Source organism: Streptomyces sp. NBC_01410 (assembly GCF_045040195.1).
In the GTDB taxonomy this organism is placed as follows: domain Bacteria; phylum Actinomycetota; class Actinomycetes; order Streptomycetales; family Streptomycetaceae; genus Streptomyces.
The window spans coordinates 5,893,386-5,915,084 of sequence record NZ_CP109530.1; the positions used below are offsets into that span (position 1 = coordinate 5,893,386).

The following is a 21,699-nucleotide window of genomic DNA, read 5'->3' on the forward strand; positions in this document are numbered from 1 at the left end:
GGCGAAGCGCCGGTCAGCCGAGCAGAGGCAGCACTTCCGTGCCGAGCCGCCGCACGTTCTCCTCGGTGGCGGCGAGGTCGCCGGAGCCCTCGGCGAGCAGGGCGAAGCGGGTGATCCCGGTGCGTTCCGCGGTGGCCGCGATCCGGTCCGCGGCGAGCCGGGGCGGGCCCACCGGGTGCAGCCCGCACAGCAGTTCCGTGTATGCCACGGGGTCCCGCATGGCGCGGGGGCGCGCGTCGACCGTCACATGGGCGTCCAGGCCCTGCTTGAGCCAGCCGGGCATCGTCTTGACCAGAGTCTCCGTGGCCTCGGCCCTGCGGTCCTCGATCTGGGCCACTCCGGCCGACACATGTCCGGCGCCGCGGACCTCCTCCGGCGGATGTCCTGCGGCGAGCGCGTGCGTACGCCAGAGTGCCACCATGTCCGCCTTCTCCTCGTCGTCGCAGTGCATCCCGAGCAGCATCGGCAGTCCGTGCTCGGCAGCGAGCTTCACGCTCTTCGGGGACGTGCAGGCGACGATCACCTCGGGGCCCTGGGCGGGGCCGTCGATCAGCTCGTCCGGCCTTGGTACGACCGGGACTTCACGGAAGGTGAATCGTTCCCCGCGGGCGGCGACGCGGGGTTCGCGCAGCCAGCGCAGCAGCAGGTCCAGGGATTCGGGAAAGTCCCGCTCGTACGCGGCGAGACCCGTGCCGAAGACTTCCAGATCGACCCAGGGGCCGCCGCGGCCCACGCCGAGCGAGAACCTGCCTCCGCTGGTGAGATGCAGCAGCGCCGCCTGCTCGCCCAGCGCCACGGGATGGGCGTTCGGCAGCACGCTCACGGCCGTGCCGACGCGGATGCGCCGGGTACGGCCGAGCAGCAGGGCGGCGAGGGTCACAGCCGACGGACAGACGCCGTACGGCACGAAATGGTGCTCGGCGAGCCAGACCGAATCGAGCCCGGACTCCTCCGCGACCTCGGCGGACCGCACCGCTCGGTGCAGAGCCTCCCCCTGCCCCTGGCCCGGGAATTGGGCGGCCAGTACAAAAGTTCCCACGCGCATCGCCTATTGCCTCCTTGCGGCCGACGCGTCACTCCCCCTACCGGCAACAACGTCTGACACGTGCCAAAGGCACGGCCAATCGTGAAGTTGTTGCGATTTTCCGGTAACTGCCCCCTGTGGGTGTCCCGGTCTCACGCCGTGCGTTACGTGTACCCCTGACAGGGGCCCGTAGGCTGGAGGGGAACTGTCCGGACTTGCCCCGTGAGGTGTCACGTGTCCCCGCGCCGCAACCGCCCCCGAGGCGGCGAGAAGCCGACCGAGCATGCCAGCGAGCCGGGCGAGAGGTACGGCGGCTTCGGCCGGAGCGAGTCCTGGCAGGGCGAGGACTGGGCGGTCCGCCATGTCGCGGGCGCAAGTGCCGCGGGCAAGAGGTATCGCTGCCCGGGCTGCGACCAGGAGATCCCCTCGGGGGTGCCGCATGTGGTCGCCTGGCCGGAACACGGCGGCGGCGTGGACGACCGGCGGCACTGGCACAAGGCGTGCTGGAACGCGAAGGACCGCCGCACCACGCGGGTGCAGCGGTCCCGTAACGCGCCCAGGTACTGAAGAGCAGTCGGACGCCGGAGCAGCCGGACGCCCGAGCGGCCCGAGCGATCAGACGTCGCGCTTCTGGAGCGAGAAGAAGGCGCCGGCCATCGCCACCGCCGTAACCACGATCAGGATCACCAGCGGGGTCCAGCCCGTGGGGCCCGTGTCGGTGAGCGCGGCCTCGCTGTAGAACGCGATGAGCAGGCTCGGGATCGCGTAGTCGAGCAGAGCCCGCTGTACGTCCTGGAGCGGTTCCGAGAACATGAACATGGCGGCCACCAGAGGCAGCAGCATCACGCCGATCATGATCGTGATCGCGCCGGCCGAGTGCCGGATGATCGTGCCGATGGCGAGGGCCAGCAGCCCGAGGACGGCGACGAACAGGCCCACGCCCACCGTCGCGCGGAACCACTCTTCGCCAGTCGACTCACGGCCGGTGGTCACGATGCTGTTCTGCAGCGCGCCGACGAGCCCCGCGAGCACCGTGGTCAGGGTGAAAACGAGCAGGAAGAAGACGAGCGACTTGGCGGCGAGCACCCGCGCGCGGCCCGGGCACGCCGTCAGCGTCGTACGGATCATGCCGGTGCCGAACTCGGACGCGATGGTCAGCACGCCCAGCGTGACCACGCAGATGGAGCCCAGCAGGACACCGTAGAAGCCGAGGAAGAGGGGCGACTGGTCGCCGAGATCGGCCTCGGAAGCGGAGGCGGCCACCGCGGCCAGCACGCCGAGCCCGATCATCAGCACGATCATGACGCCGAGCGTCCACATCGTGGAGCGTACGGAACGGATCTTGGTCCACTCGGAGGCGAGGGCGTCGCCGAGGTGGGCACTGCGCACGGGGATCGGCGAGGAGTACGCCCCGGCGGGCGCGCCGTGCTGCTGGTACGTCGCCTGCTGCTGGTACGGGGTGCTCATCGGGCGTCCTCGGGCTTGGTCAGGTCGGCGGGGGCGGCCGGGGGCATCACGGGCGGGGCGGCAGGCGCGGGCGCACCGCCGGGCGCACCGGGAGTCATGGGCGCGGCGGCGTAGGGGTTCTGTCCCGGCTGGGGCGGCGGCGGGGCGTACCAGCCCTGCTGAGGCACCTCGGGGATCTGCGGCATCGGCGGGGCGTACCCCACCGGCTGCTGCTGCATCAGGCCGGACTTCTGGTCGGCCGTCGAGCGGTAGTCGACCGCGCCCTGCGTCATCCGCATGTACGCCTCCTCCAGCGAGGCCTGGTGCGGCGAGAGCTCCCACAGCCGCACGTCGGCGGAGTGCGCGAGATCGCTGATCCGCGGCAGGGGCAGTCCGGTCACGCGCAGCGCGCCGTCCGGCTCCGGCATGACCTGTCCGCCCGCCTCGGTGAGCGCGGCCGAGAGCTTCTCGCGCTGCTGCGGCTCGGTCTGCGGCGTACGTACCCGGGCGAAGTCGGCGGAGTTGTGCGAGATGAAGTCCTTGACGCTCATGTCGGAAAGCAGCTGTCCGCGCCCGATCACGATCAAGTGGTCGGCGGTGAGCGCCATTTCGCTCATCAGGTGCGAGGAGACGAAGACCGTACGGCCTTCGGAGGCGAGCTGCTTCATGAGATTGCGGACCCAGAGGATGCCCTCCGGGTCCAGGCCGTTGACCGGCTCGTCGAAGAGCAGGACCTGCGGGTCCCCGAGCAGCGCGGCCGCGATGCCGAGCCGCTGGCCCATGCCGAGGGAGAAGCCCTTGGAGCGCTTCTTGGCGACTTCCTGGAGACCGACGACCCCGAGCACCTCGTCGACCCGGCGGGCCGGGATGCCGGAGAGCTGCGCCAGCGAGAGCAGATGGTTGCGGGCGCTGCGGCCGCCGTGGACGGCCTTGGCGTCGAGGAGGGCGCCGACCTGGCGCGGCGCGTTCGGCAGCTGTCTGAAGGGGCGGCCGCCGATGGTCACCTTGCCCTCGGTGGGCTGGTCGAGCCCGAGGATCATCCGCATGGTGGTCGACTTGCCCGCGCCGTTGGGGCCGAGGAACCCGGTGACGGCACCGGGCCGCACCTGGAAGGAAAGGTTGTACACGGCCGTCTTGGCGCCGTAGCGCTTGGTCAGGCCGACTGCCTCGATCATTCTGCAGCCCCATCGACTTTCGGGTCGTCGGGGCAGAGGCCGTCCGGCCGTACGCCCCCGTAAGAGTTAGGAGGATATCCGGCCCTTGACGGTTCCGGCCAAGCCGTAACGCTACGGTCTCGGCGGGAGGGAGTCGCCGAGCGGCGGCAGATCGTCGTAGAGCCGGAGCTCGGCGCCGTCGTCGAGGTACGGCAGGAAGTCCGTCTGCGGCAGCACCCAGCCCTCGTCGCCGAAGATCCGCGTACCTTCTTCCCGCAGCGCCCGATCCGCGCCCGCCTTCCTCACCCAGGCCGCAGGATCGGGTCCCAGCAGCTCACGCAGCCGGGGCGAGGCCGCGAGCAGCGCGGCGAGCAGCTCGGACTGATCACCACCGCCCGGGCGGGGCCTGCCGTCCGGGCCGGCGAGGACGCCGTGCGCGCTGAAGTAGATGTACGCGCCGCCCAGCCGCTCGCCGGAGGGCATCGTCATCTCGAAGACGTCGCCCGGCAGTATCGCCCGCCGGTAGTCGGGGAACTCGGTGTCGTCGACTGCCTTGAGCTGGGTGGAATCCAGCCAAGTGACGACGAGGACGGTCTCGGCGTCCCGCTCGACGTACGGCGTTCCCGCGACATAGCCGGCCGGGCTGATGTGGCCCGAGCAGCCGACGCCGATGCCGCGCACCCGCACCGGCACCATCGGGACGGTCGCGGGGATGCCGAGCCGGGTGAGCTTGTGGCTGACCTGTCCCGGCGAGGCGTTGGAGCCGACCGCGATGACCGGGTGGCGGCGGCCCGTCACGACCTGGCCGAGGCCGGAGAGCGCCTCGTCCAGGCTCTGCTGCTGCGCCTTTTCCTCGACGTACCAGTCGCCGAGCCGCACCGGGCGGACGTCCAGCTGCAGCAGTTCGTCACCGGTGAGAAGCGACGGCTCGGTGGTGGGGCGGCCCGGATAGGTCAGCGGCTGTTTGGCCGGCACGTCGTCCAGGCCCAGCGCTTCGAGGCTTCGGTCCTTCACGGGAGACGTCCTTCGGGGTTGTTCGCTTGTGCGGGCAGAGCCTTCCATCTCAGGTCTACCCCTGCCGAGCGTACGGGACCCTCCCGCGCAATGCGGTTGGCGCGGACGGGAACCGGGGAGGAGGATCCCCTGGATATGAACTCACGGTGGGGAGGCGGGAGTTGAAATGGTTTCCGGGGTGGCCGGGGCGGCGCAGGCCGCACCCCCGATTTCGGACGTCGGTTCGCTGGTGGATCGCAGGCCGTTCCGTCCACGCGCTGATCCTGATGGCGCTCAGCGCGCTGGCCGTTCTCGCTGCGGGCATCGCGGTCGCCTGGACGCTCACCGAGGCCTCGAAGCGCAGCGTGGGGGAGCGGCTGCGGGACGGGGAAGGGCTGCTGAATCTTGCGCTGGAGGCGCTGCGCGCCTGCGTCGGCACCGACAGCCTCAGCCCCGAGCGGGACAGTCTGGCCCATGAACTGCTCGCCACACTTGCCTCGTTGACCGGGGCGCTCGCGCCCGCGGTGCTGCTCGGCATCGTACTGATCAAGATGTTCGCCCTGCGGCCGTTCGTCTGGCGGCGGCGGGCGAGCATCTCGCACGCCTGGGCCGCGGACTTTCCCGGCTATGCGCGGCTCCACGCACAGAGCGACGACGCGATCATCGCGGTGCGCTTCTACAACCACCTAGACAACCTCTCGGTGGTCGATCTGAAGGCGCGGGTGCATCTGCGCTATCTGGAGCGCTCCCCGCACGACGGCAGCCTGGTCATCTACAAGAAGTGGCTCAGGGTGCTCGACGAGAAGGGTGACCCGGCCGACGAGCGCTCCTGGCTCGCGGTGGAGCGCGGCGCGCCTTTCACCGTGTGGATACCGGTCGACGCTCCGGTGCCGGAGCTGCCCGTCACCCGGATCCAGGGCAAGGACCTGTCCCAGTCGCACGGGGCGAAGCTGCTGGTGAGGCTGACCGCGCGGACCGTCGGCATGGGGACCGAAGTGGTTGACGAGCGCTGGTTCGACCTGGACGGCGACGACTTCGAGACCGGCCGCTTCGTCCCGCTGGAGCCCAATCTCGCCAAGGACGTCTGGTCCTGGAAGGGCTGGAGGGAGTTCGACGAGCTGCTGCCCGACCAGGGCACCCCGCCGCCCTCTACGCATCCCGCTTCTTGAGCACCAGATAGCCGCCGAGCAGCGCCGCGATCACCCACAGCACCATGATCCCCAGTCCGCCCCACGGCCCGTACGGAGCCTTGTCGCTGTCCAGTGCGTCCGGGACCACCTGCATGATTTTGGAGCCGGCCTGGTCGGGGAAGTACTGGGCCACCGTCTTCGCCTTCGGTACGGACGCGAGGATCTGCGAGACCAGGAAGAAGAACGGCATCAGGATGCCCAGCGAGAGCATCGAGCTGCGCAGCATCGTCGCCACGCCCATCGAGAACAGCGCGATCAGACCCATGTACAGCCCGCCGCCGACGACCGCGCGCAGGACATGCTCCGCGCCGATCGTCGTACGGTGATCGCCCAGCAGCGCCTGCCCCAGGAAGAACGAGAGAAAGCTCGTCGCCAGACCGACCACCAGCGCCAGCGCCGTCGCCACCGTGATCTTGCTGAAGAGGAAGGTGGCGCGCTGCGGTACGGCGGCCAGCGAGGTGCGGATCATTCCGGAGCTGTACTCCGTGCCGACCACGAGCACCCCGAAGACCACCATCGCCAGCTGCCCCAGGATCATCCCGGAGAAGCTGATGAACGTCGGGTCGAAGGTGAGCTGTTCCTCGCGGGAGAGATCGTCGAAGGTCGACCTGAGCAGCGCGCTGAGCGCCGCGCCCATCGCGACCGTGACGACGAGCGCGCTCACCAGGGTCCAGGTGGTCGAGGAGACCGTACGGATCTTGGTCCACTCGGACTGGAGGACCGCGGGTACCGAGGCCATGGGTCAGGCTCCCTTGCTGCTCTGGTAGCTCTGGCCCCACTGGGGACCCGGTGGCTCGGCCGGTGGCGGCGACGCCTCGTGCGTCGAATGCGCGTGGTACTCCACCGAACCCGCCGTCATCTGCATGAACGCCTCCTCCAGCGAGGCACGTTGAGCGCTCAGCTCATGCAGAACCACCTGATGCCGGGCGGCCAGCTCGCCCAGCTGCTCGGTGGTGGCGCCGTCGACCTCCAGCACGCCGCGGCCCGATTCGACGGCGACGAATCCCGACGTGTGCAGCAGATCGCGCAGCCGCTCCTGCTGCGGGGAGCGCAGCCGTACATAACTCCGGGAGTTCTCGTGGATGAAATCGGCCATCGAGGTGTCGGCCAGAAGTCGCCCCTGTCCGATCACGATCAAGTGGTCCGCGGTCAGCGCCATTTCGCTCATCAGATGCGAGGAGACGAAGATTGTGCGTCCTTCTGATGCAAGAGTCTTCATCAGATTGCGGATCCAGTGAATTCCCTCGGGATCCAGGCCATTGACCGGCTCGTCGAACATCAAGATCTCCGGATCGCCGAGCAGCGCGGAGGCGATTCCCAGCCGCTGGCCCATACCGAGCGAGAAGCCCTTGGACTTCTTCTTCGCCACCGGCGTCAGTCCGACCGTGTCCAGGACCTCGGAGACACGGGAGGCGGGGATGCGGTTCGACTGGGCGAGACAGAGCAGGTTGTTGTACGCGCTGCGGCCGCCGTGCATCGCCTTGGCGTCCAGCAGCGCGCCGATGTACTTGAGCGGCTCCTGGAGATCGCGGTAGTGCTTGCCGTCGATCCTGACCGTGCCGCTGGTCGGGTTGTCGAGGTCGAGCATCATCCGCATCGTCGTCGACTTGCCCGCGCCGTTCGGGCCGAGGAAGCCGGTCACCATGCCCGGCCGGACCGTGAAGGAGAGATGGTCGACCGCGGTCAGACTGCCGAAGCGCTTGGTGAGGCCCTCGAGCTCAATCATGCGGCCACGCTAAGGGTGCGGGGTGGCCCGCGCCACCCCAATTGCGGTACGCGCGAGTGCCCGGCGCCGCATAGGCGCCGGGCACTCGGAGACGTACCGCGGAGAGGTTGTGCCGGACTCAGCGGGACTGCTGCGCCGGGACGCCGCGGGAGATCGGCTCGTCGTCGGCGGGAGCGGTGGTCGCCGCGACGGCCGCACCGGTCAGCGTGGCCAGCATCTCGCGGACGTTGGTCAGCTGCGCGTTGATCGAGTCGCGGCGGTTGGTGAGCGCCGCCAGCTCGCGCTCCGATTCGCTGCGGATCCGGTCGGCCTTGGCGTTCGCGTCGGCCACGATGTCCTCGGCCTGGCGCTGCGCGGTCTCCACCGTCTGACGGGCCCGGCGCTCCGCGTCCGTACGCAGCTTCTCGGCCTCGAGACGCAGCTGCTCGGCGCGGTGCTCGATCTCCGCCAGGCGCTTCTCGGCCTTGGCCTGACGCGACGCCAGGTCGCGCTCGGACTGCTCGCGGCGCTTGGCGAGGTTCGTCTCGAAGTCCGCGGCGGCCTGGGCGGCCTTGGCGCGGGTCTCCTCGAACAGCGCGTCCGCCTCTTCGCGCTTGGACTGCGCGTCCTTCTGCGCTTCACCACGCAGCGTAGAGGCGTCGCTCTTCGCCTTCTCGACGATACGGACGCCCTCGTCCTCCGCCTTGGCCTTGCGCTCGGCGGCGAACGACTCGGCGTCGTTGCGCACCTGCTGGGCGGCGGACTCGGCGAGCTCGCGGTGCTGCTCGGCCGCGCGACGGGCCTCCTCGCGCAGGTCCTTCGCCTCCTCCTCGGCGAGGCGGAGGATCTTCTCGACGCGCGCACCGAGACCGGCGTACGACGGCTCCGCGTCGCTGACCTGGGCCTGGGCGTTCTGCGTCTCGAGGTGGAGTTCCTCGATGCGCTTTTCCAGAGAGGTGATTCGGGCGAGAGCACTATCACGGTCGGCGACGAGCTTGGTAATGCGGTCATCCACCTGACCGCGGTCGTAACCACGCCGCACGAGCTCGAAGCCGAAGGGGGAGGAAGTGTCGCTCATGGGGTTCCTGTCGAATGAGACCGGTGAGGTGTTAGGGGGAATCCTAGGGGTCAAAGCGGCGTGTCATCGAGCGGATGCCCGTTTGATCTGGAGAATGTCCAGCCTTTTGAGTGGCTAGCTCTCGGAAGGCTTGCCACTCGAACGTGTGACCCCCGCTGTCGCACCCGCCTTCACGCCGCCGCCCTCCTTGCTACCCCCGGACGGCGCCTCGAAAGACTCCAGCGCCTCAAGAACGTCCTGAACACGGGAAATCTCGGCCTGGATGTCCTCGCGCCGGCGGACCAGCACATCGAGCTCCCGCTTGCCGTCGCCCACCAGACGGTCGGCCTCGGCGTCGGCCTCCGCCTTGACCCGCTCCGCCTCGCGGATCAGCTCGGCCTTCTTCAGGCCCGCCTCCTTGAGCAGGGCCTCGGCCTTCTTGACGGCGGCGATGCGGACCTTGCTCGCCTCCGAATTGGCGTCGGCCACCAGCTCCTTGGCCTTCGCCTCGGCCTCCGCCTGCTGCTTGGTCGCCGCCTTCACCAGCTGGTCGACGCGCTCGGCGGCCGTCTTCGTCTGCTCGGAGGTCTCCCGGCGGGCGCGCTCGTGCAGCTCCTCGATCTCGGCCTCGACCCGGGTCCGCAGCTCCTCGCCGCGCTCCCTTATGGCGGTGGCGTCCCGGCGCGCGCCGACGAGCAGCTCGTCCGCGTCCGTACGGGCCCGCTCCACCAGGGTGTTGCCCTCGACGGTCGCCTCGGCGACCAGCCGCTCGGCCTCCTTGCGGGCCGCGCCCACCATCGTGTCGGCCTGCTCCTCGGCCTCGGTGGCCGCTCGCAGCGCCTCCTCCTGGGCCTTGTTGATGAGCTGGTCGGCCTGCTCGGCGGCGTCCGCGCGGCGCTTGGCCGCGGCCACCCGAGCCTCGTCGAGCGTACGGTCGGCCTCCTCGCGGGCCTCGGCGCGCATCTGCTCCGCCGCCGCCTCGGCCTCCGCCTTGACCTTCTGGGCCTCGGACTTGATGCGCTCGGCGGCCTGCTGCGCGGAGCCCACCGTGTCGGCGGCCTCGGCACGCAGCCGCTCCGCCTCCCCGGTCGCCTCGCCGATCAGCTCGTCCGCCTGGGCCGCTGCGTCGGAGCGGCGCTTGTCGGCCGCCTCGCGAGCCTCGTCCAGGATCTGCTCGCCGTCGGCCCGGATGCCGGCGTGCAGCCGCTCGGCCTCGGCCTCGGACTGCGTCTTGATCTGCTCGGCCTCACTGCGCAGCCGGGCCGCGGCCGCCTGTGCGCCGGACAGCGCCTCGGCCGCTTCCGTACGCAGCCGCTCGCTCTCGCTCGTCGCCTCGCCGATGAGCAGGTCGGCCTGGGCGGCGGCGTCGGAGCGGATGCGGTTGGCGTCCTCGCGGGCCTCGGCGCGGGAGCGCGAGGCGTCCTGCTCGGCCGATGCCACGGCGTCCGACGCCTCCGTACGCATCCGCTGCGCGTACTCGGCGGTGTCGGCACGCAGCCGGTCCGACTCGGTGATCGCGTCCGAAACGGTCCGCTCGGCGAGCGCGTTGGCAGCCTCAGTCTCCTCCTGGGCCCTCGCCCGCAGCCTGCCCGCGTCTTCGGTGGCCCGCTCCCGCTCGGCGTACGCGTCGGCGCGGACCCGGTCCGCCTCCTCCTGCGCCTCGGTCCTGGTGCGGTCGGCCGCGTGCTCGGCCGCCGAACGCAGCCCGGCGATCTCCTGCTCGGCCTGCTCGTGGAGGCCGTTGACGGAGTCACGTACCTGCTGGGCGGTCTGCTCGGCCGCGCCGACCATCTCGGTGGCGCGGCGGTCGGCCTCCTCGACGAGGCGGTGCGCCTCGTTCTGGGCCTCCTCGACCCGCTTACGGGCCGAGGCGAGGAGCTCCTCGCTCTGCTCGCGGGCGAGCTCGCGCTCCTGATTCGCCTCTCCGCGCGCGGAGTCGAGGGTCTCCTCGGCCTCCCGGCGGCGGCGGTTCGCCTCCTCCTGGGCCGCGGCCAGCGCCTCGGCGGCCTCGACGCCGATCCGGTCCGCGGCGGCCGCGGCCTCGGCACGCAGCCGGTCGGCGCTCTCCTGCGCCTCGTTCTTGAGCCGCTCGGCCTCGTTGGCGGCCTCGCTGCGCAGCCGTACCGCGATGTTCTCGGCCTCGGCGCGGGTGGCCGAAGCGTCCGAAGCGGCCTCCGTGCGCAGTCGTTCGGCCTCCTGCTCGGCCTGCGCCTGGAGCGTACGGATCCGCTCCGCCGCTTCCGTACGCAGCCGCTCGGTCTCCTCGGCGGCCTCGCGCCGGATCCGCTCGCCCTCGCCGCGGGACTCGGCCAGGCCCTCCTCGGCAGCGGCGAGGCGGGACTCCGCCTCGGTGTGCAGCCGGGTCAGCTCCTGCGCGGCCTCGGCCTGGCGGGCCGCGACCGCGCGCTCCGCCTCCTCACGCAGCTCCGCCCCGGCCTGCTCGGCCGCGGACTTGACGGTCTCCGCCTGCTCCTCGGCCTCGCCGCGGATCCGCTCGGCCTCGGCCCGGGTGCGCTCCAGCGTCTCCTCGGCCTGCTTGCGCAGGGTGGTGGCGCGCTCGATCGCCTCGGTACGCACCCGCTGGCTGTCGTTCGTCGCGGCCGAACGCATCTCGTCGGCGTCGGCCCGTGCCTTGGTCAGCAGCTCCTCGGCGGTGCTGGCCGCCTCCTCGATCTGCTGGACGGCCTTGCGGCGGGCCTCGCCGCGGATCCGTTCGCCCTCGGCGATCGCCTCGGCGCGCAGCTGCTCGGCCTCGCCGCGCAGCCTGCGCGCCTCCTCCTGCAGCTCAACGGTCTTGGCCCGGTACTCCTTGGTGTCGTCCTTGGCCGCGCCCTTGAGCTGATCGGCCTGCTCGGCGGCCTCGCCACGCAGCCGGTCCGCCTCGGCCTCGGCCTCGCGGCGGATCCGCTCCGCCTCCTCGCCCGCCGCGCGCGTGGTGGCCTTCGCCTCCTCGGAGGCCTTCGTCAGGACCTCCTCGGCGGTACGGGCCGCCTTGGCGAGCTGGGCGGCCGAGTCCTCGGCCGCGACCGTCTTGGCACTCTCCGCCGCGGCGGCGACCAGCTTCTCGGCCTCGGCGCGGGCGTCGGCGAGTGCCTGCTCGGCCTCCGCCTTGAGCGCCTCCGCGTCCGTGGTGGCCTCGCCGACCAGCCGGGCGATCTCCGCCTTGGCGGTACGGGTGCGCTGCTCGTTGACGGACTCGGAAGACGCCAGTTGCTTGGCTGCCGACTCCTTGGCCTCGGTCAGCAGCTTCTCGGACTCCGCGCGGGCCTCGCGCAGCTTCTCCTCGGCCTCCTGGATCCGCTGCTCGGCGGCGCGGCTCAGCTCGGCGGCCTGCTGGCGGGCCTGGTCGGACTCGGCGGTGGTGGAGGAGCGCAGCTGTTCGGCATGGCTGGTGGCTTCGTGAGCCTGGTTCGACGCGGCGTTCAGCAGCCGCTCGGCGTCCTTGCGGGCGCGCAGAAGGATCGCTTCCGCTTCGGACCTGGCCGCCTCGGCCTCGGAGCCGAGCCGCCGGCGGGCCTCCTCGGCGACGCGGGTGGCCTCGCCGCGGGCCGCGGCAAGCGCCTGCTCGGCCTCGGCGCGGGACTCCTCGAGCAGCCGGCGGGCCTGGGACTCGGTACGGGCGCGCAGCTGCTCGGCCCAGGCGACGTTCTCGTTGACGTGCGCCTCGACGGTCTGGCGGCGCTCGGCCAGCTCCTGGTCCAGGCGCTGGCGGCGCTGGTTCGCCTCGGAGTGCAGCTCGGCCTGGAGACGGGCCTGGTGCTCGGCGTGCTCCTGGAGGATGCGCTGGGTCTGGGCGCGGGCCTCGCGCAGTTCGCGCTCGGCGTCGGTGCGCAGCTGGTCGGCCTGGATCTGGGCGTTACGGAGCAGCTGCTCCGCCTGGTAGCCGATGTCGGCGCTGTCGTAGGCAGGACGGGACGCGAGAGCGCGCCGAGCCTCATGGAGCTTGGCGCGCAACACCTCGACCTGGTAGCCGAGGTCCTCGGCGTGCTGGACGGCCTTCTCCCGCTCGGTCTTCAGCCGGTCCATCTCGGCTTCGAACCGCGAAAGGTGGTCGTCGTCAGCTCGGTGGCTCTCCTGGCGTTCGTAGCCCCGCACTGCGCGGTCCCATCCGTCCCCTGGTCGCAACTGTCTCCGTACGAGCACCGTTCGCCGGCGAACGGCCCCCCGGGGAATGGTGACAGATCAACGGTGGGGACGCGGCGCGGCCCCGACCCGGCCCCGGCCCGGAATCGCCCACTCTACCGGGCCGGGAATCCTCAGGTCAGTGCTCCGTTGCAGAGGTGACGAGTTCGGTGAGAACGCCGTGGCAGTCCTTGGGGTGGAGAAAAGTGATACGGGAGCCCATGGAACCGATACGCGGCTCGTCGTAGAGAACTCGCACGCCCTTGTCGCGGATCGACTGCGCGTCTCCGTCGACGTCGGCGGTGCCGAAGGCGATGTGATGGACCCCCTCACCGTTCTTGGCCAGCCACTTTCCGACCGCGGAGTCCTCGCGGGTGGGCTCCAGGAGCTGGAGGTAGGAGGCGCCGCCGTCGGACGTCTCATTGATCTTGAGCATGGCCTCGCGCACGCCCTGCTCTTCGTTGACCTCGGTGTGGAACACCTCGAAGCCGTAAGTGGCCCGGTAGAACTCGACAGTCTTGTCGAGGTCGAAACAGGCGATCCCGATGTGGTCGATTCGCGTCAGCATTCCCCCAGTGCAGCGCCCCGGACGTGGTTACGCAACGTGCGCGCGATCACACTCGCCGCCCGGTGACCTGGGGCAGTACCGCTCAGTACATTTGAGGTAAACCCTCGTTCACTCCTCAGCTTCGCGCTGGAAGGGGATCGTGCCTCATGTCAGGAACGACCGGTACCACCTCAGTGATCGTCGCGGGCGCCCGTACGCCCATGGGACGCCTGCTCGGCTCGCTCAAGTCCTTCTCCGGCGCCGATCTCGGTGGCTTCGCCATCAAGGCGGCGCTGGACCGGGCCGGCATCGGCGGTGATCAGGTGCAGTACGTGATCATGGGCCAGGTCCTGCAGGCCGGGGCCGGGCAGATCCCCGCCCGCCAGGCCGCCGTCAAGGCGGGCATCCCGATGAACGTGCCCGCGCTCACCGTCAACAAGGTCTGTCTGTCCGGCCTCGACGCCATCGCGCTGGCCGACCAGCTGATCCGCGCGGGCGAGTTCGACATCGTCGTCGCCGGCGGCCAGGAGTCGATGACCAACGCGCCGCATCTGCTGCCGAAGTCCCGCGAGGGCTTCAAGTACGGCGCGATCGAGATGCTCGACTCGATGGCGTACGACGGCCTGACCGACTCCTTCGAGAACGTCGCCATGGGCGAGTCCACGGAGAAGCACAACACCCGGCTCGGCATCGCCCGCCCCGAGCAGGACGAGATCGCGGCGCTCTCCCACCAGCGGGCGGCGGCCGCGCAGAAGAACGGCATCTTCGAGGCGGAGATCACGCCCGTCGAGATCCCGCAGCGCAAGGGCGAGCCCGTCGTCTTCAGCAAGGACGAGGGCATCCGCGCCGACACCACGGCCGAGTCGCTGGGCAAGCTGCGTCCCGCGTTCGCCAAGGACGGCACCATCACCGCCGGTACATCCTCGCAGATCTCCGACGGCGCCGCGGCGGTCGTGGTGATGAGCAAGGCCAAGGCCGAGGAGCTGGGCCTGGAGTGGATCGCGGAGATCGGTGCCCACGGAAACGTCGCCGGGCCCGACAACTCCCTCCAGTCGCAGCCGTCCAACGCCATCCAGCACGCGCTGCGCAAGGAGGGCATCGGCGTCGAGGACCTCGACCTCATCGAGATCAACGAGGCATTCGCCGCGGTCGCCGTGCAGTCAATGAAGGACCTCGGGGTATCCCCGGAAAAGGTGAATGTCAACGGCGGTGCGATCGCGCTCGGCCACCCCATCGGCATGTCCGGCGCGCGGGTGGTCCTCCACCTGGCGCTGGAGCTCAAGCGCCGGGGCGGCGGCGTGGGTGCGGCCGCGCTGTGCGGTGGCGGCGGACAGGGTGACGCTCTGATCGTCCGTGTCCCGGGCAACGGCAAGTAAGCCACGTAAGCAAGGAGCGATCACATGGTGGACGTCCCCCAACTGGTTGCCCAGGCGAGGGAGGGCCGGCCGCGGGCCGTGGCCCGGCTGATCTCACTCGTCGAGGGGGCGTCCCCGCAACTGCGAGAGGTGATGGCGGCGCTGGCCCCGCTTGCCGGGAGTGCGTACGTGGTGGGCCTGACGGGCTCGCCCGGCGTCGGCAAATCCACCTCGACCTCGGCGCTGGTGTCGGCGTACCGGCGGGCCGGGAAGCGGGTCGGAGTCCTGGCCGTCGACCCGTCCTCGCCCTTCTCGGGCGGGGCGCTGCTCGGCGACCGGGTCCGGATGTCGGAGCACGCGTCCGACCCGGGCGTCTACATCCGCTCGATGGCCACGCGCGGGCATCTGGGCGGCCTCGCCTGGGCCGCCCCGCAGGCGATCCGTGTCCTGGACGCGGCGGGCTGTGACGTGATCCTGGTCGAGACGGTCGGCGTCGGCCAGTCGGAGGTGGAGATCGCCTCCCAGGCCGACACCTCGGTCGTCCTGCTCGCCCCCGGTATGGGCGACGGCATTCAGGCCGCGAAGGCGGGCATCCTCGAGATCGGCGATGTGTACGTCGTCAACAAGGCGGACCGGGACGGCGCGGACGCGACGGCCCGCGAGCTGAACCACATGCTCGGCCTCGGCGAGGCGCGGGGTCCCGGCGACTGGCGGCCGCCGATCGTGAAGACGGTCGCGGCGCGGGGCGAGGGCATCGACGAGGTGGTCGAGGCGCTGGAGAAGCACCGCGCGTGGATGGAGGAACACGGCGTCCTCACCGAGCGCCGGGCGCGGCGGGCTGCGGGCGAGGTGGAGACGATCGCGGTGACGGCGCTGCGGACACGCATCGCCGACCTGCACGGCGACCGCCGGCTGGGGGCGCTGGCCCAGCGGATCGTGGCGGGTGAACTGGACCCGTACCGGGCGGCCGACGAGCTGGTGGCGAGCCTGACGGAGTAGTGAACGGGCCGGGGCGGGCGGAGCCGTACTTCGGATACGGCCCCCCGCCCAACTGTCTGACGTCCGTCAGACGGTTACGGCTTGCCCCGGCGCCCGCGCAGGTGCTCGGCCACCGGTGACAGCGAATCCCGGAGCTCCGCGAGGGCCTCGGGGCTCAGCAGATCGATGAAGTGCTTGCGTACGGACGCGACATGGTGCGGCGCGACCTTCTCCATGGTCTGGGTGCCCTGCTCGGTCAGCACCGCGTACAGCCCGCGCCGGTCCGACTCGCAGTTCTCCCTGCGGACCAGACCGGCGTTCTCCATGCGGGTGATCTGGTGCGAGAGCCGGCTCTTGGACTGCAGCGTGGCCGCGGCCAGGTCGCTCATGCGCATGCGCCGGTCGGCCGACTCGGAGAGGTTGACCAGGATCTCGTAGTCGTTGTTGGTCAGGCCGAACGGCTGGAGGTCCTTCTCGAGCTGGTGCATCAGCAGCCTGCTGACGTCCAGGTGAGTGCGCCAGGTGCACTGCTCGTCATCGGTCAGCCAGCGGGTGGCCGTCTCGGTCTCCATATATGGATTCTACCTAAGAAGTTGAAATGCGGACGAAGTCGGGGGGTGTGACGCCCGGCACCCGGCAGGCACATGGCACGCGCGTAGAAGGGTGCAGGCGTTCGACGTCACACTCCGCAGACTACCGCTCACAGGCCGAAGCGCCGCTGGAGGTCCCCCAACTGACCGGGCAGACGCGGGGTGGCCCCTTGTTGACCTGGGGCTCCGGCCCCGGCGTGGCCGCCGGGAACTCCCGCCTGCGCGGGCACCGCCCCGGTCGCCGTCTCGGCCATCAGCACCTCGGTCGACTGCAGCAGCACCGTCCCGGCGCCGACGAACTCGAACTGGTGCTCCTCGCCGGACGCCCCGCCGATCCCCGTCATCGCCCGCAGACCGCCCATCAGGCCGGTCATATAGCCGTGGTCGTAGTGGTGGCAGGGGGACGGACAGTCCGCCCAGCCCACCAGCGCCTGCGGATCCACCCGGATAGGCGGCTCCATGAAGACCACGGGACCGTTCGACGCGGCCACGAACTTCCCCGTACCGATCAGGGTGAGGAAGCCCGGCACGATCGACTGCTTCAGCGCCAGCGTCGGCTGATAGGCGAGCAGATTCCCGGAGCGGATCGTCAGGTTCCCGTTGTCCAGATCGAAGGAGTTGACGTCGAAGGCCCGGTCGGCGAGCAGCATCTTGCCGCTGCCCTCCGCCACCACCCAGTCGGCGGCGTGCAGCGGCGAGTGGAAGGAGGTCCGCAGCAGCCGGTCGAGCCGGCCGTGGCCGATGCCGTTGAAGTCGATGCGCCCGTAATAGGCGATCATCTTCCCCTTCTGAAGGAACCACTGACTGCCCTTGAGCTCCACGCAGAAGGTGTACGCGTTGACGTTGTCGTCGCTCGGCAGCGTCATGGGGTCGAAGACCACGGGACCGGTCACAGCTTCTCCTCCGAGGCCTGTACATACACCGCGCCACTGCCGCTCAGCTCCAGCTGGAAGGCCTCGCCCGAGCCGCGCCCCACCATGTCGCGCCAGCCCAGCGCGGTGGAGAGTTTGTTGCGTACGTCGCCGTGGTGCGCGACATACGCCTGCGGGTCCACATGCACCGCCCGGCCCGGCGTGATCGGCAGCTCGATCACCCCGCCGTGCGCCATGACGGCGACCGCGCCGTGCCCCTTGAGGGTCGTGGTGAACAGGCCCTGACCGGTGACCTGCCCGCGCACCATGCCCATGACCCCGCCCTGCGAGCCCATGAACATCGTGCCCTGCTGCAGCGTCCCGTCGAACGCCAGCAGCCGGTCCGCCTCGACGTACAGCGTGTCGCCGGTCAGCTGGATCACCTGGATGTGATGGCCGCCGTGACCGAACATCACGGTGCCGTTGCCCTCGACGGTCATCAGCGGCGTCGCCTCGCCCGCGACCCGCCGCCCGATCACCGAGGCCAGGCCGCCCTGGCCGCCCTGCATGTTCGGCGTGAAGGAGACCTCGCCCCGGTAGGCGAGCATCGCGCCGCGCTGGCTGAACATCTTCTGGCCCGGGACGACCGTCGCCTCGACCATCTTCGAGTTGACTTCGCGGAACGGCATCAGACGTCCCCTCCGATGGTGTTCCGCTCGCTCGGCTGCACGTACACCAGACCGTCGCCCTCGAAGCGGATCTGGAAGGCCTCGCCGCCGCCCTCGCCCAGGATGGTCCGGAAGGTCACGCCGGACTGGAAGTCCTGCCGCAGATTGCCCTGGTGCGCGATGTACGCGCCGGGGTCGACGGAGAGCGGGTACTGGGGCGTCACCCGCAGCACCACCGCCGGGCCGTCCGACATGATCGCCGCCTGGCCGTTGCCCTCGACGGTCGTGGTGAACAGGCCGTTGCCCGAGGCGCCGCCGCGCAGCCCGGTGAAGGTGGTCCCGGTGCGCAGCCCGGCGTCGGTGCAGAGCAGATTGCTCGCCTCGACATACAGCTTGTCGCCGTGCAGGTTCACCAGGTTGATCTCGGAGGCGCGGTCGGCGAAGAAGCAGGTGCCCTGCCCCTTCACTTCCATCATCACCATCTGCTCGCCGGTGAGGCGGCGGGTGACCATCCCGCGGATGCCCTCACCGCCGCCGGACATCTTTTTGAACGCCATCTGGCCGTCGTAGGCGACCATCGAGCCGTTCTTCGCTTTGACGGCGTCGCCTGTCATGTCGACGGCGAGCACCTTGCTGCCTTGGAGTCGGAACGTTGCCACGGGGTGACGTTATCGGGCGCTACCCGGCGCGAACAGGGTCCTTGAGGAGGATATGCACCCTGACAAAGGACGGCAGAACGGAGCTGCCACAATGGACCGAAGCTTGTGCACGCGTTCACAAGAGCCCTGCCCTCACAGACCCACTCCCACCGAAGGTGCCCCCGTGGACATCAAGACCGCCTCCTCCCTCCACCGCCTCCGTCTGGTCTCCGCTCCGGAAGCCGTCTCCTTCCTCCTCCTGCTCGTCTGCTCGGTGCTCAAGCGCACCACGGAGTTCAACGCGGTCCCGGTCATGGGCGCGATCCACGGCGTGCTCTTCATCCTGTACGTGCTCTTCTGGCTGGACGCCTGGAACCGCACCAAGTGGAACCTGGGGACCGCGGCCCTCTACTTCGTCCTCTCCGTCCTGCCCTTCGGCGGCTTCGTCGCCGAGCGCAGGCTCAAGCGCGCGGCCGACGACGAGGTCATCGCCGCCCGCGCCCGCCGCGAGGGCAAGGTGAGCGCGTGATCGTCGCCTTCTCCGTCACTCCGCTCGGCGTCGGTGAGGACGTCGGCGAGTACGTCGCCGACGCCGTCCGGATCGTCCGGGAGTCGGGTCTGCCCAACCGCACGGACGCGATGTTCACCTCGATCGAGGGCGAGTGGGACGAGGTGATGGACGTCGTCAAGCGCGCCGTCGCCGTGGTCGAGGCCCGGGCTCCGCGCGTCTCCGTCGTCCTCAAGGCGGACATCAGACAGGGCGTCACCGACGGCCTCACCTCCAAGGTCGAAACGGTGGAGCGCCACCTGTCCGCCTGAGACCTCGCTCCCGCCGGGCCGGGCCGTCAGGGCGCGCCCGGCTGCGACACCGCCAGCGCGATGCCCAGGGGAGTCCGCTCGTACAGCACCTGATGTCCGGCGCGGCGTGAGGTCAGCAGACCCGCGTCACGCAGTACGGACAGGTGCGCCGATACGGAAGACGGCGCGAGGCCGAGGAGCTGCGCGAGCGTGCTCGTCCCGGCGGGCTCGTCGAGCGCGAGGAGTACGGCCGCGCGCCTGTCGCCGAGCAGATGGGCCAGCGCCTGAGGGGCCGGACCCGCCGGTCCGGCCCACAGGGCGCCGATGCCACGGGCCGGATAGGCGAGCGTCGGCTGCCAGGGGGGCTCGAAGCCGGTCACGACGTCGGGCCAGCAGAAAACGCTGGGCATCAGCATGAGGCCCTGGCCGTCGAGGACGCGTACATGGTCGAAGGGCGTGGCGAGGGTCAGCGTCCCGTCGGCCCACCGCAGCCGCGGGTGGAGATCGGCGAACAGCCCCTCGATGCCGCCCTGCGCCAACCGCCGCGTATGGAAGGCCACATCGGCTTCCAGCAGCGCCCGCAGGCGCGGCCACTCGGGCTCGACGAGCGCGTGCCAGGCCTGCTCCAGGGTGTCGGCGAGCGTGTGGATCGCCCGCCCGGGATCGTCGAGCAGGGCCCGCCCCTGCGGACTCTCCGCGGCGCCCGGCGTGCAGGAGAGGGACCGCGCCAGGTCCTCTCTCGCGGCCTCGGGATCCGCGCCGCGTACGGCGGCGATCTCCTCCTCGAAGGACGCGGCGGGCCCGATCGGGGGCGGCCCGAGAAAGTCCGGACTGTGGCCGCGCCAGGGCATCAGCAACCACAGCGCGGTGAGATCGAGCCCTTCGGCGGCCTGCCGGATCCGGCGCAGCCAGGGAAGGTGATACCCGTGCCGCGCGGGCCGCTTGAGGGTGCGGACGGCGTCCTGGGTCTCCCACAGGGGAGATATGGCGAACCGGATCCGCAGCAGGTCGGCTTCGCCGAAGTGCATGCAGGACGGCATGGTTCTCTCCCCTCCCCGGAAGATTCGGCTGCAGCCGAAAGTCTAGGGCGGGAGCGGAGTGCGTCGGCAGGCTGTGCCCCATGCCAGAAGAACTGGGCACCGGTGCCACGAGCCGGTCTTTTCCCCCTGCCCCGCCCCTTCCCGAACCCGCGGCCGAGCCCCCGTCCCCCAGCCGCGTCGGCTCCGCCACGCCGGGACGCGCTGCCGGGCCGGAGGCCGGGAGCCCACCGCCTCTCGGGAGTTCGGGCGGCCGCGGTTCTGGCGCGCGGGCCAAGCAGGCCGTGCGCCGCGGGAGTTCGGGGCCAACCCGCTCCCCAGGCGCCCCCAACTACCGCGCCGTCTTCCAGGTGCGCGAGTTCCGGGCCGTCTTCGCCGCGCATCTCATGTCGCTTCTCGGCGTCGTCGTCTGCGAGATCGCGCTGACCGTCCTCGTCTACCGGCTCACCGCCTCGCCCCTCCTCAGCGCGCTCACCTTCGCGCTCGGGTTTCTGCCCTACCTCGTCGGCGGGACCCTGCTCGCGGGGGTCGCCGACAAGTACCCCGCACGACGCGTGCTCGTCGTGTGCGATCTCCTCTGTGCCGCCTGCGCCGCCGCCATGGTGCTGCCCGTGACGCCCGTCGCCGTACTGCTCGCGCTGCGCTGCCTCATCGCCGCCGTCTCACCCGTGTTCAACGGCACCCGTATGGCGACCCTCGCCGACATCCTCGGTGACGGCGACCTCTTCGTACTCGGCCGTTCCGTGCTGCGCATCGTGTCGCAGAGCGCCGTGCTCACCGGCTTCGGCCTCGGCGGGCTGCTGCTCGCCGTCGTGTCGCCCCGTGGCGCCCTCGCCGTCACCGTCGCGACCTTTCTCGGTTCCGCGCTGCTGCTCCGCTTCGGCACCGTGCGGCGCCCCGCACGCGACGGCGACAGCGGTGCCCTCCTTCGCTCGTCGCTGTCCGGCGCGCGGCAGGTCTTCGCCGACCGCCGGCTGCGGGTGCTGATGCTGCTCTTCTGGGCACCGCCGATGTTCAGCGTCGCCCCCGAAGCCCTCGCCGCCCCGTACGCCGACGAGATCGGCATCGGCTCGGCCGGCCTCGGCCTTCTCATGTGCGCGCTGCCCGTGGGCACGATCACGGGTGAGCTGTACGCCGGTTCGGCCCTCGGCCCCCGCGCCCGTTCCCGTATCGTCCTGCCGCTCGCCGCCACCACCCTCCTGCCGCTGACCGTCTACGCCCTCACCCCCGGCCTCGGCTGGGCCCTGCTCGCCCTGACGCTCTGCGGCGCCGGATCCGCGTACACCCTCGGTCTCGACCGGTGGATCGTCGAGGAGATCCCCGAGGAACTGCGCGGCCGGGCCATGACCCTGCTCACCGCCGGGCTGATGACGATCCAGGGCGTCGGCATGGCCCTGGCCGGTCTCGCCGCGGAGTTCTTCTCCGTGAGCTCCGTCGTCACGGGCGCCGGGGTGATCGGCACGCTGTGCTGTCTCCTCCTGGTCGCCGAGGCCCGCAGGACCGAGGAGCGAGACGGGGCTGACCGCCATATGACCAGTCGGTAGGG

The 21,699-nt window shown here is 70.8% G+C and carries 21 protein-coding genes; 7 read left to right on the forward strand and 14 right to left on the reverse strand.

What is annotated here, in order from left to right:
* Window positions 1-13 precede the first annotated feature (13 nt).
* Entirely contained in the window at window positions 14-1,045 is a 1,032-nt protein-coding gene (locus tag OG741_RS27270) for an LLM class flavin-dependent oxidoreductase (protein ID WP_405602162.1), read from the reverse strand.
* Between the two features lie 213 nt (window positions 1,046-1,258).
* Here OG741_RS27270 and OG741_RS27275 point away from each other — a divergent pair, with 213 nt between their 5' ends.
* A complete protein-coding gene (locus OG741_RS27275) occupies window positions 1,259-1,591 on the forward strand; it encodes an ATP/GTP-binding protein (protein WP_405602165.1) in 333 nt (110 codons plus the stop codon).
* A gap of 48 nt (window positions 1,592-1,639) precedes the next feature.
* On the opposite strand, the gene OG741_RS27280 is transcribed toward OG741_RS27275, so the two are convergent.
* The 3 genes from OG741_RS27280 to OG741_RS27290 form a co-directional block, all read right to left on the reverse strand.
* Window positions 1,640-2,491, reverse strand: coding sequence for an ABC transporter permease subunit (locus tag OG741_RS27280; RefSeq protein WP_405602167.1), 852 nt, complete (start codon window positions 2,489-2,491; stop codon window positions 1,640-1,642).
* A complete protein-coding gene (locus tag OG741_RS27285) occupies window positions 2,488-3,645 on the reverse strand; it encodes an ABC transporter ATP-binding protein (protein ID WP_405602170.1) in 1,158 nt (385 codons plus the stop codon). The genes OG741_RS27280 and OG741_RS27285 overlap by 4 nt, the downstream gene beginning before the upstream one ends.
* A gap of 111 nt (window positions 3,646-3,756) precedes the next feature.
* The gene (locus tag OG741_RS27290; RefSeq protein WP_405602172.1) at window positions 3,757-4,638 is read right to left on the reverse strand and encodes a hypothetical protein; all 882 of its coding nucleotides are present in this window, start codon (window positions 4,636-4,638) and stop codon (window positions 3,757-3,759) included.
* A gap of 266 nt (window positions 4,639-4,904) precedes the next feature.
* On the opposite strand from OG741_RS27290, the gene OG741_RS27295 reads away from it, so the two are divergent.
* Window positions 4,905-5,786, forward strand: a complete 882-nt coding sequence (locus tag OG741_RS27295; protein ID WP_405602174.1) for a hypothetical protein — start codon at window positions 4,905-4,907, stop codon at window positions 5,784-5,786.
* On the opposite strand, the gene OG741_RS27300 is transcribed toward OG741_RS27295, so the two are convergent.
* The 5 genes from OG741_RS27300 to mce form a co-directional block, all read right to left on the reverse strand.
* On the reverse strand, window positions 5,767-6,546 hold the full coding sequence (locus tag OG741_RS27300; protein WP_405602177.1) for an ABC transporter permease: 780 nt from the start codon (window positions 6,544-6,546) through the stop codon (window positions 5,767-5,769). The genes OG741_RS27295 and OG741_RS27300 overlap by 20 nt on opposite strands.
* Window positions 6,547-6,549: 3 nt before the next feature.
* On the reverse strand, window positions 6,550-7,533 hold the full coding sequence (locus tag OG741_RS27305) for an ABC transporter ATP-binding protein (RefSeq protein WP_405602179.1): 984 nt from the start codon (window positions 7,531-7,533) through the stop codon (window positions 6,550-6,552).
* 118 nt (window positions 7,534-7,651) lie between these two features.
* Window positions 7,652-8,590, reverse strand: a complete 939-nt coding sequence (locus OG741_RS27310) for a cellulose-binding protein (protein ID WP_266487502.1) — start codon at window positions 8,588-8,590, stop codon at window positions 7,652-7,654.
* Between the two features lie 114 nt (window positions 8,591-8,704).
* Window positions 8,705-12,664, reverse strand: coding sequence for a polarized growth protein Scy (gene scy, locus OG741_RS27315; RefSeq protein ID WP_405602181.1), 3,960 nt, complete (start codon window positions 12,662-12,664; stop codon window positions 8,705-8,707).
* A gap of 166 nt (window positions 12,665-12,830) precedes the next feature.
* A complete protein-coding gene (mce, locus tag OG741_RS27320) occupies window positions 12,831-13,259 on the reverse strand; it encodes a methylmalonyl-CoA epimerase (protein WP_266535898.1) in 429 nt (142 codons plus the stop codon).
* Between the two features lie 146 nt (window positions 13,260-13,405).
* Between mce and OG741_RS27325 the strand changes: the two genes are divergently transcribed.
* Both OG741_RS27325 and meaB read left to right on the forward strand, forming a co-directional pair.
* Window positions 13,406-14,614, forward strand: a complete 1,209-nt coding sequence (locus tag OG741_RS27325) for an acetyl-CoA C-acetyltransferase (RefSeq protein WP_405602183.1) — start codon at window positions 13,406-13,408, stop codon at window positions 14,612-14,614.
* A gap of 24 nt (window positions 14,615-14,638) precedes the next feature.
* Window positions 14,639-15,592, forward strand: coding sequence for a methylmalonyl Co-A mutase-associated GTPase MeaB (gene meaB, locus OG741_RS27330; RefSeq protein WP_405602185.1), 954 nt, complete (start codon window positions 14,639-14,641; stop codon window positions 15,590-15,592).
* A gap of 74 nt (window positions 15,593-15,666) precedes the next feature.
* Here the strand turns inward: meaB and OG741_RS27335 are convergent, their stop codons facing one another.
* The 4 genes from OG741_RS27335 to OG741_RS27350 all read right to left on the reverse strand — a co-directional run bounded on the left by OG741_RS27335 (window position 15,667) and on the right by OG741_RS27350 (window position 18,339).
* Window positions 15,667-16,143, reverse strand: a complete 477-nt coding sequence (locus tag OG741_RS27335) for a MarR family transcriptional regulator (protein ID WP_324981996.1) — start codon at window positions 16,141-16,143, stop codon at window positions 15,667-15,669.
* 128 nt (window positions 16,144-16,271) lie between these two features.
* Window positions 16,272-17,054, reverse strand: coding sequence for an AIM24 family protein (locus OG741_RS27340; RefSeq protein ID WP_266487508.1), 783 nt, complete (start codon window positions 17,052-17,054; stop codon window positions 16,272-16,274).
* A complete protein-coding gene (locus OG741_RS27345; RefSeq protein WP_405602188.1) occupies window positions 17,051-17,701 on the reverse strand; it encodes an AIM24 family protein in 651 nt (216 codons plus the stop codon). The genes OG741_RS27340 and OG741_RS27345 overlap by 4 nt, the downstream gene beginning before the upstream one ends.
* Entirely contained in the window at window positions 17,701-18,339 is a 639-nt protein-coding gene (locus OG741_RS27350; protein WP_405602191.1) for an AIM24 family protein, read from the reverse strand. Before OG741_RS27350 ends, OG741_RS27345 begins: the two co-directional genes overlap by 1 nt.
* A 163-nt stretch (window positions 18,340-18,502) precedes the next feature.
* On the opposite strand from OG741_RS27350, the gene OG741_RS27355 reads away from it, so the two are divergent.
* Together OG741_RS27355 and OG741_RS27360 are read left to right on the forward strand one after the other, a co-directional pair.
* Window positions 18,503-18,847, forward strand: a complete 345-nt coding sequence (locus tag OG741_RS27355) for a DUF3817 domain-containing protein (protein ID WP_405602194.1) — start codon at window positions 18,503-18,505, stop codon at window positions 18,845-18,847.
* On the forward strand, window positions 18,844-19,137 hold the full coding sequence (locus tag OG741_RS27360; RefSeq protein ID WP_405602196.1) for an MTH1187 family thiamine-binding protein: 294 nt from the start codon (window positions 18,844-18,846) through the stop codon (window positions 19,135-19,137). The genes OG741_RS27355 and OG741_RS27360 overlap by 4 nt, the downstream gene beginning before the upstream one ends.
* Before the next feature lie 26 nt (window positions 19,138-19,163).
* Here the strand turns inward: OG741_RS27360 and OG741_RS27365 are convergent, their stop codons facing one another.
* Window positions 19,164-20,156, reverse strand: a complete 993-nt coding sequence (locus OG741_RS27365) for a DUF5937 family protein (RefSeq protein WP_405602198.1) — start codon at window positions 20,154-20,156, stop codon at window positions 19,164-19,166.
* An 80-nt stretch (window positions 20,157-20,236) separates the two neighbouring features.
* Between OG741_RS27365 and OG741_RS27370 the strand changes: the two genes are divergently transcribed.
* Window positions 20,237-21,697, forward strand: coding sequence for an MFS transporter (locus OG741_RS27370; RefSeq protein WP_405602200.1), 1,461 nt, complete (start codon window positions 20,237-20,239; stop codon window positions 21,695-21,697).
* The last annotated feature ends 2 nt before the right edge of the window (window positions 21,698-21,699 follow it).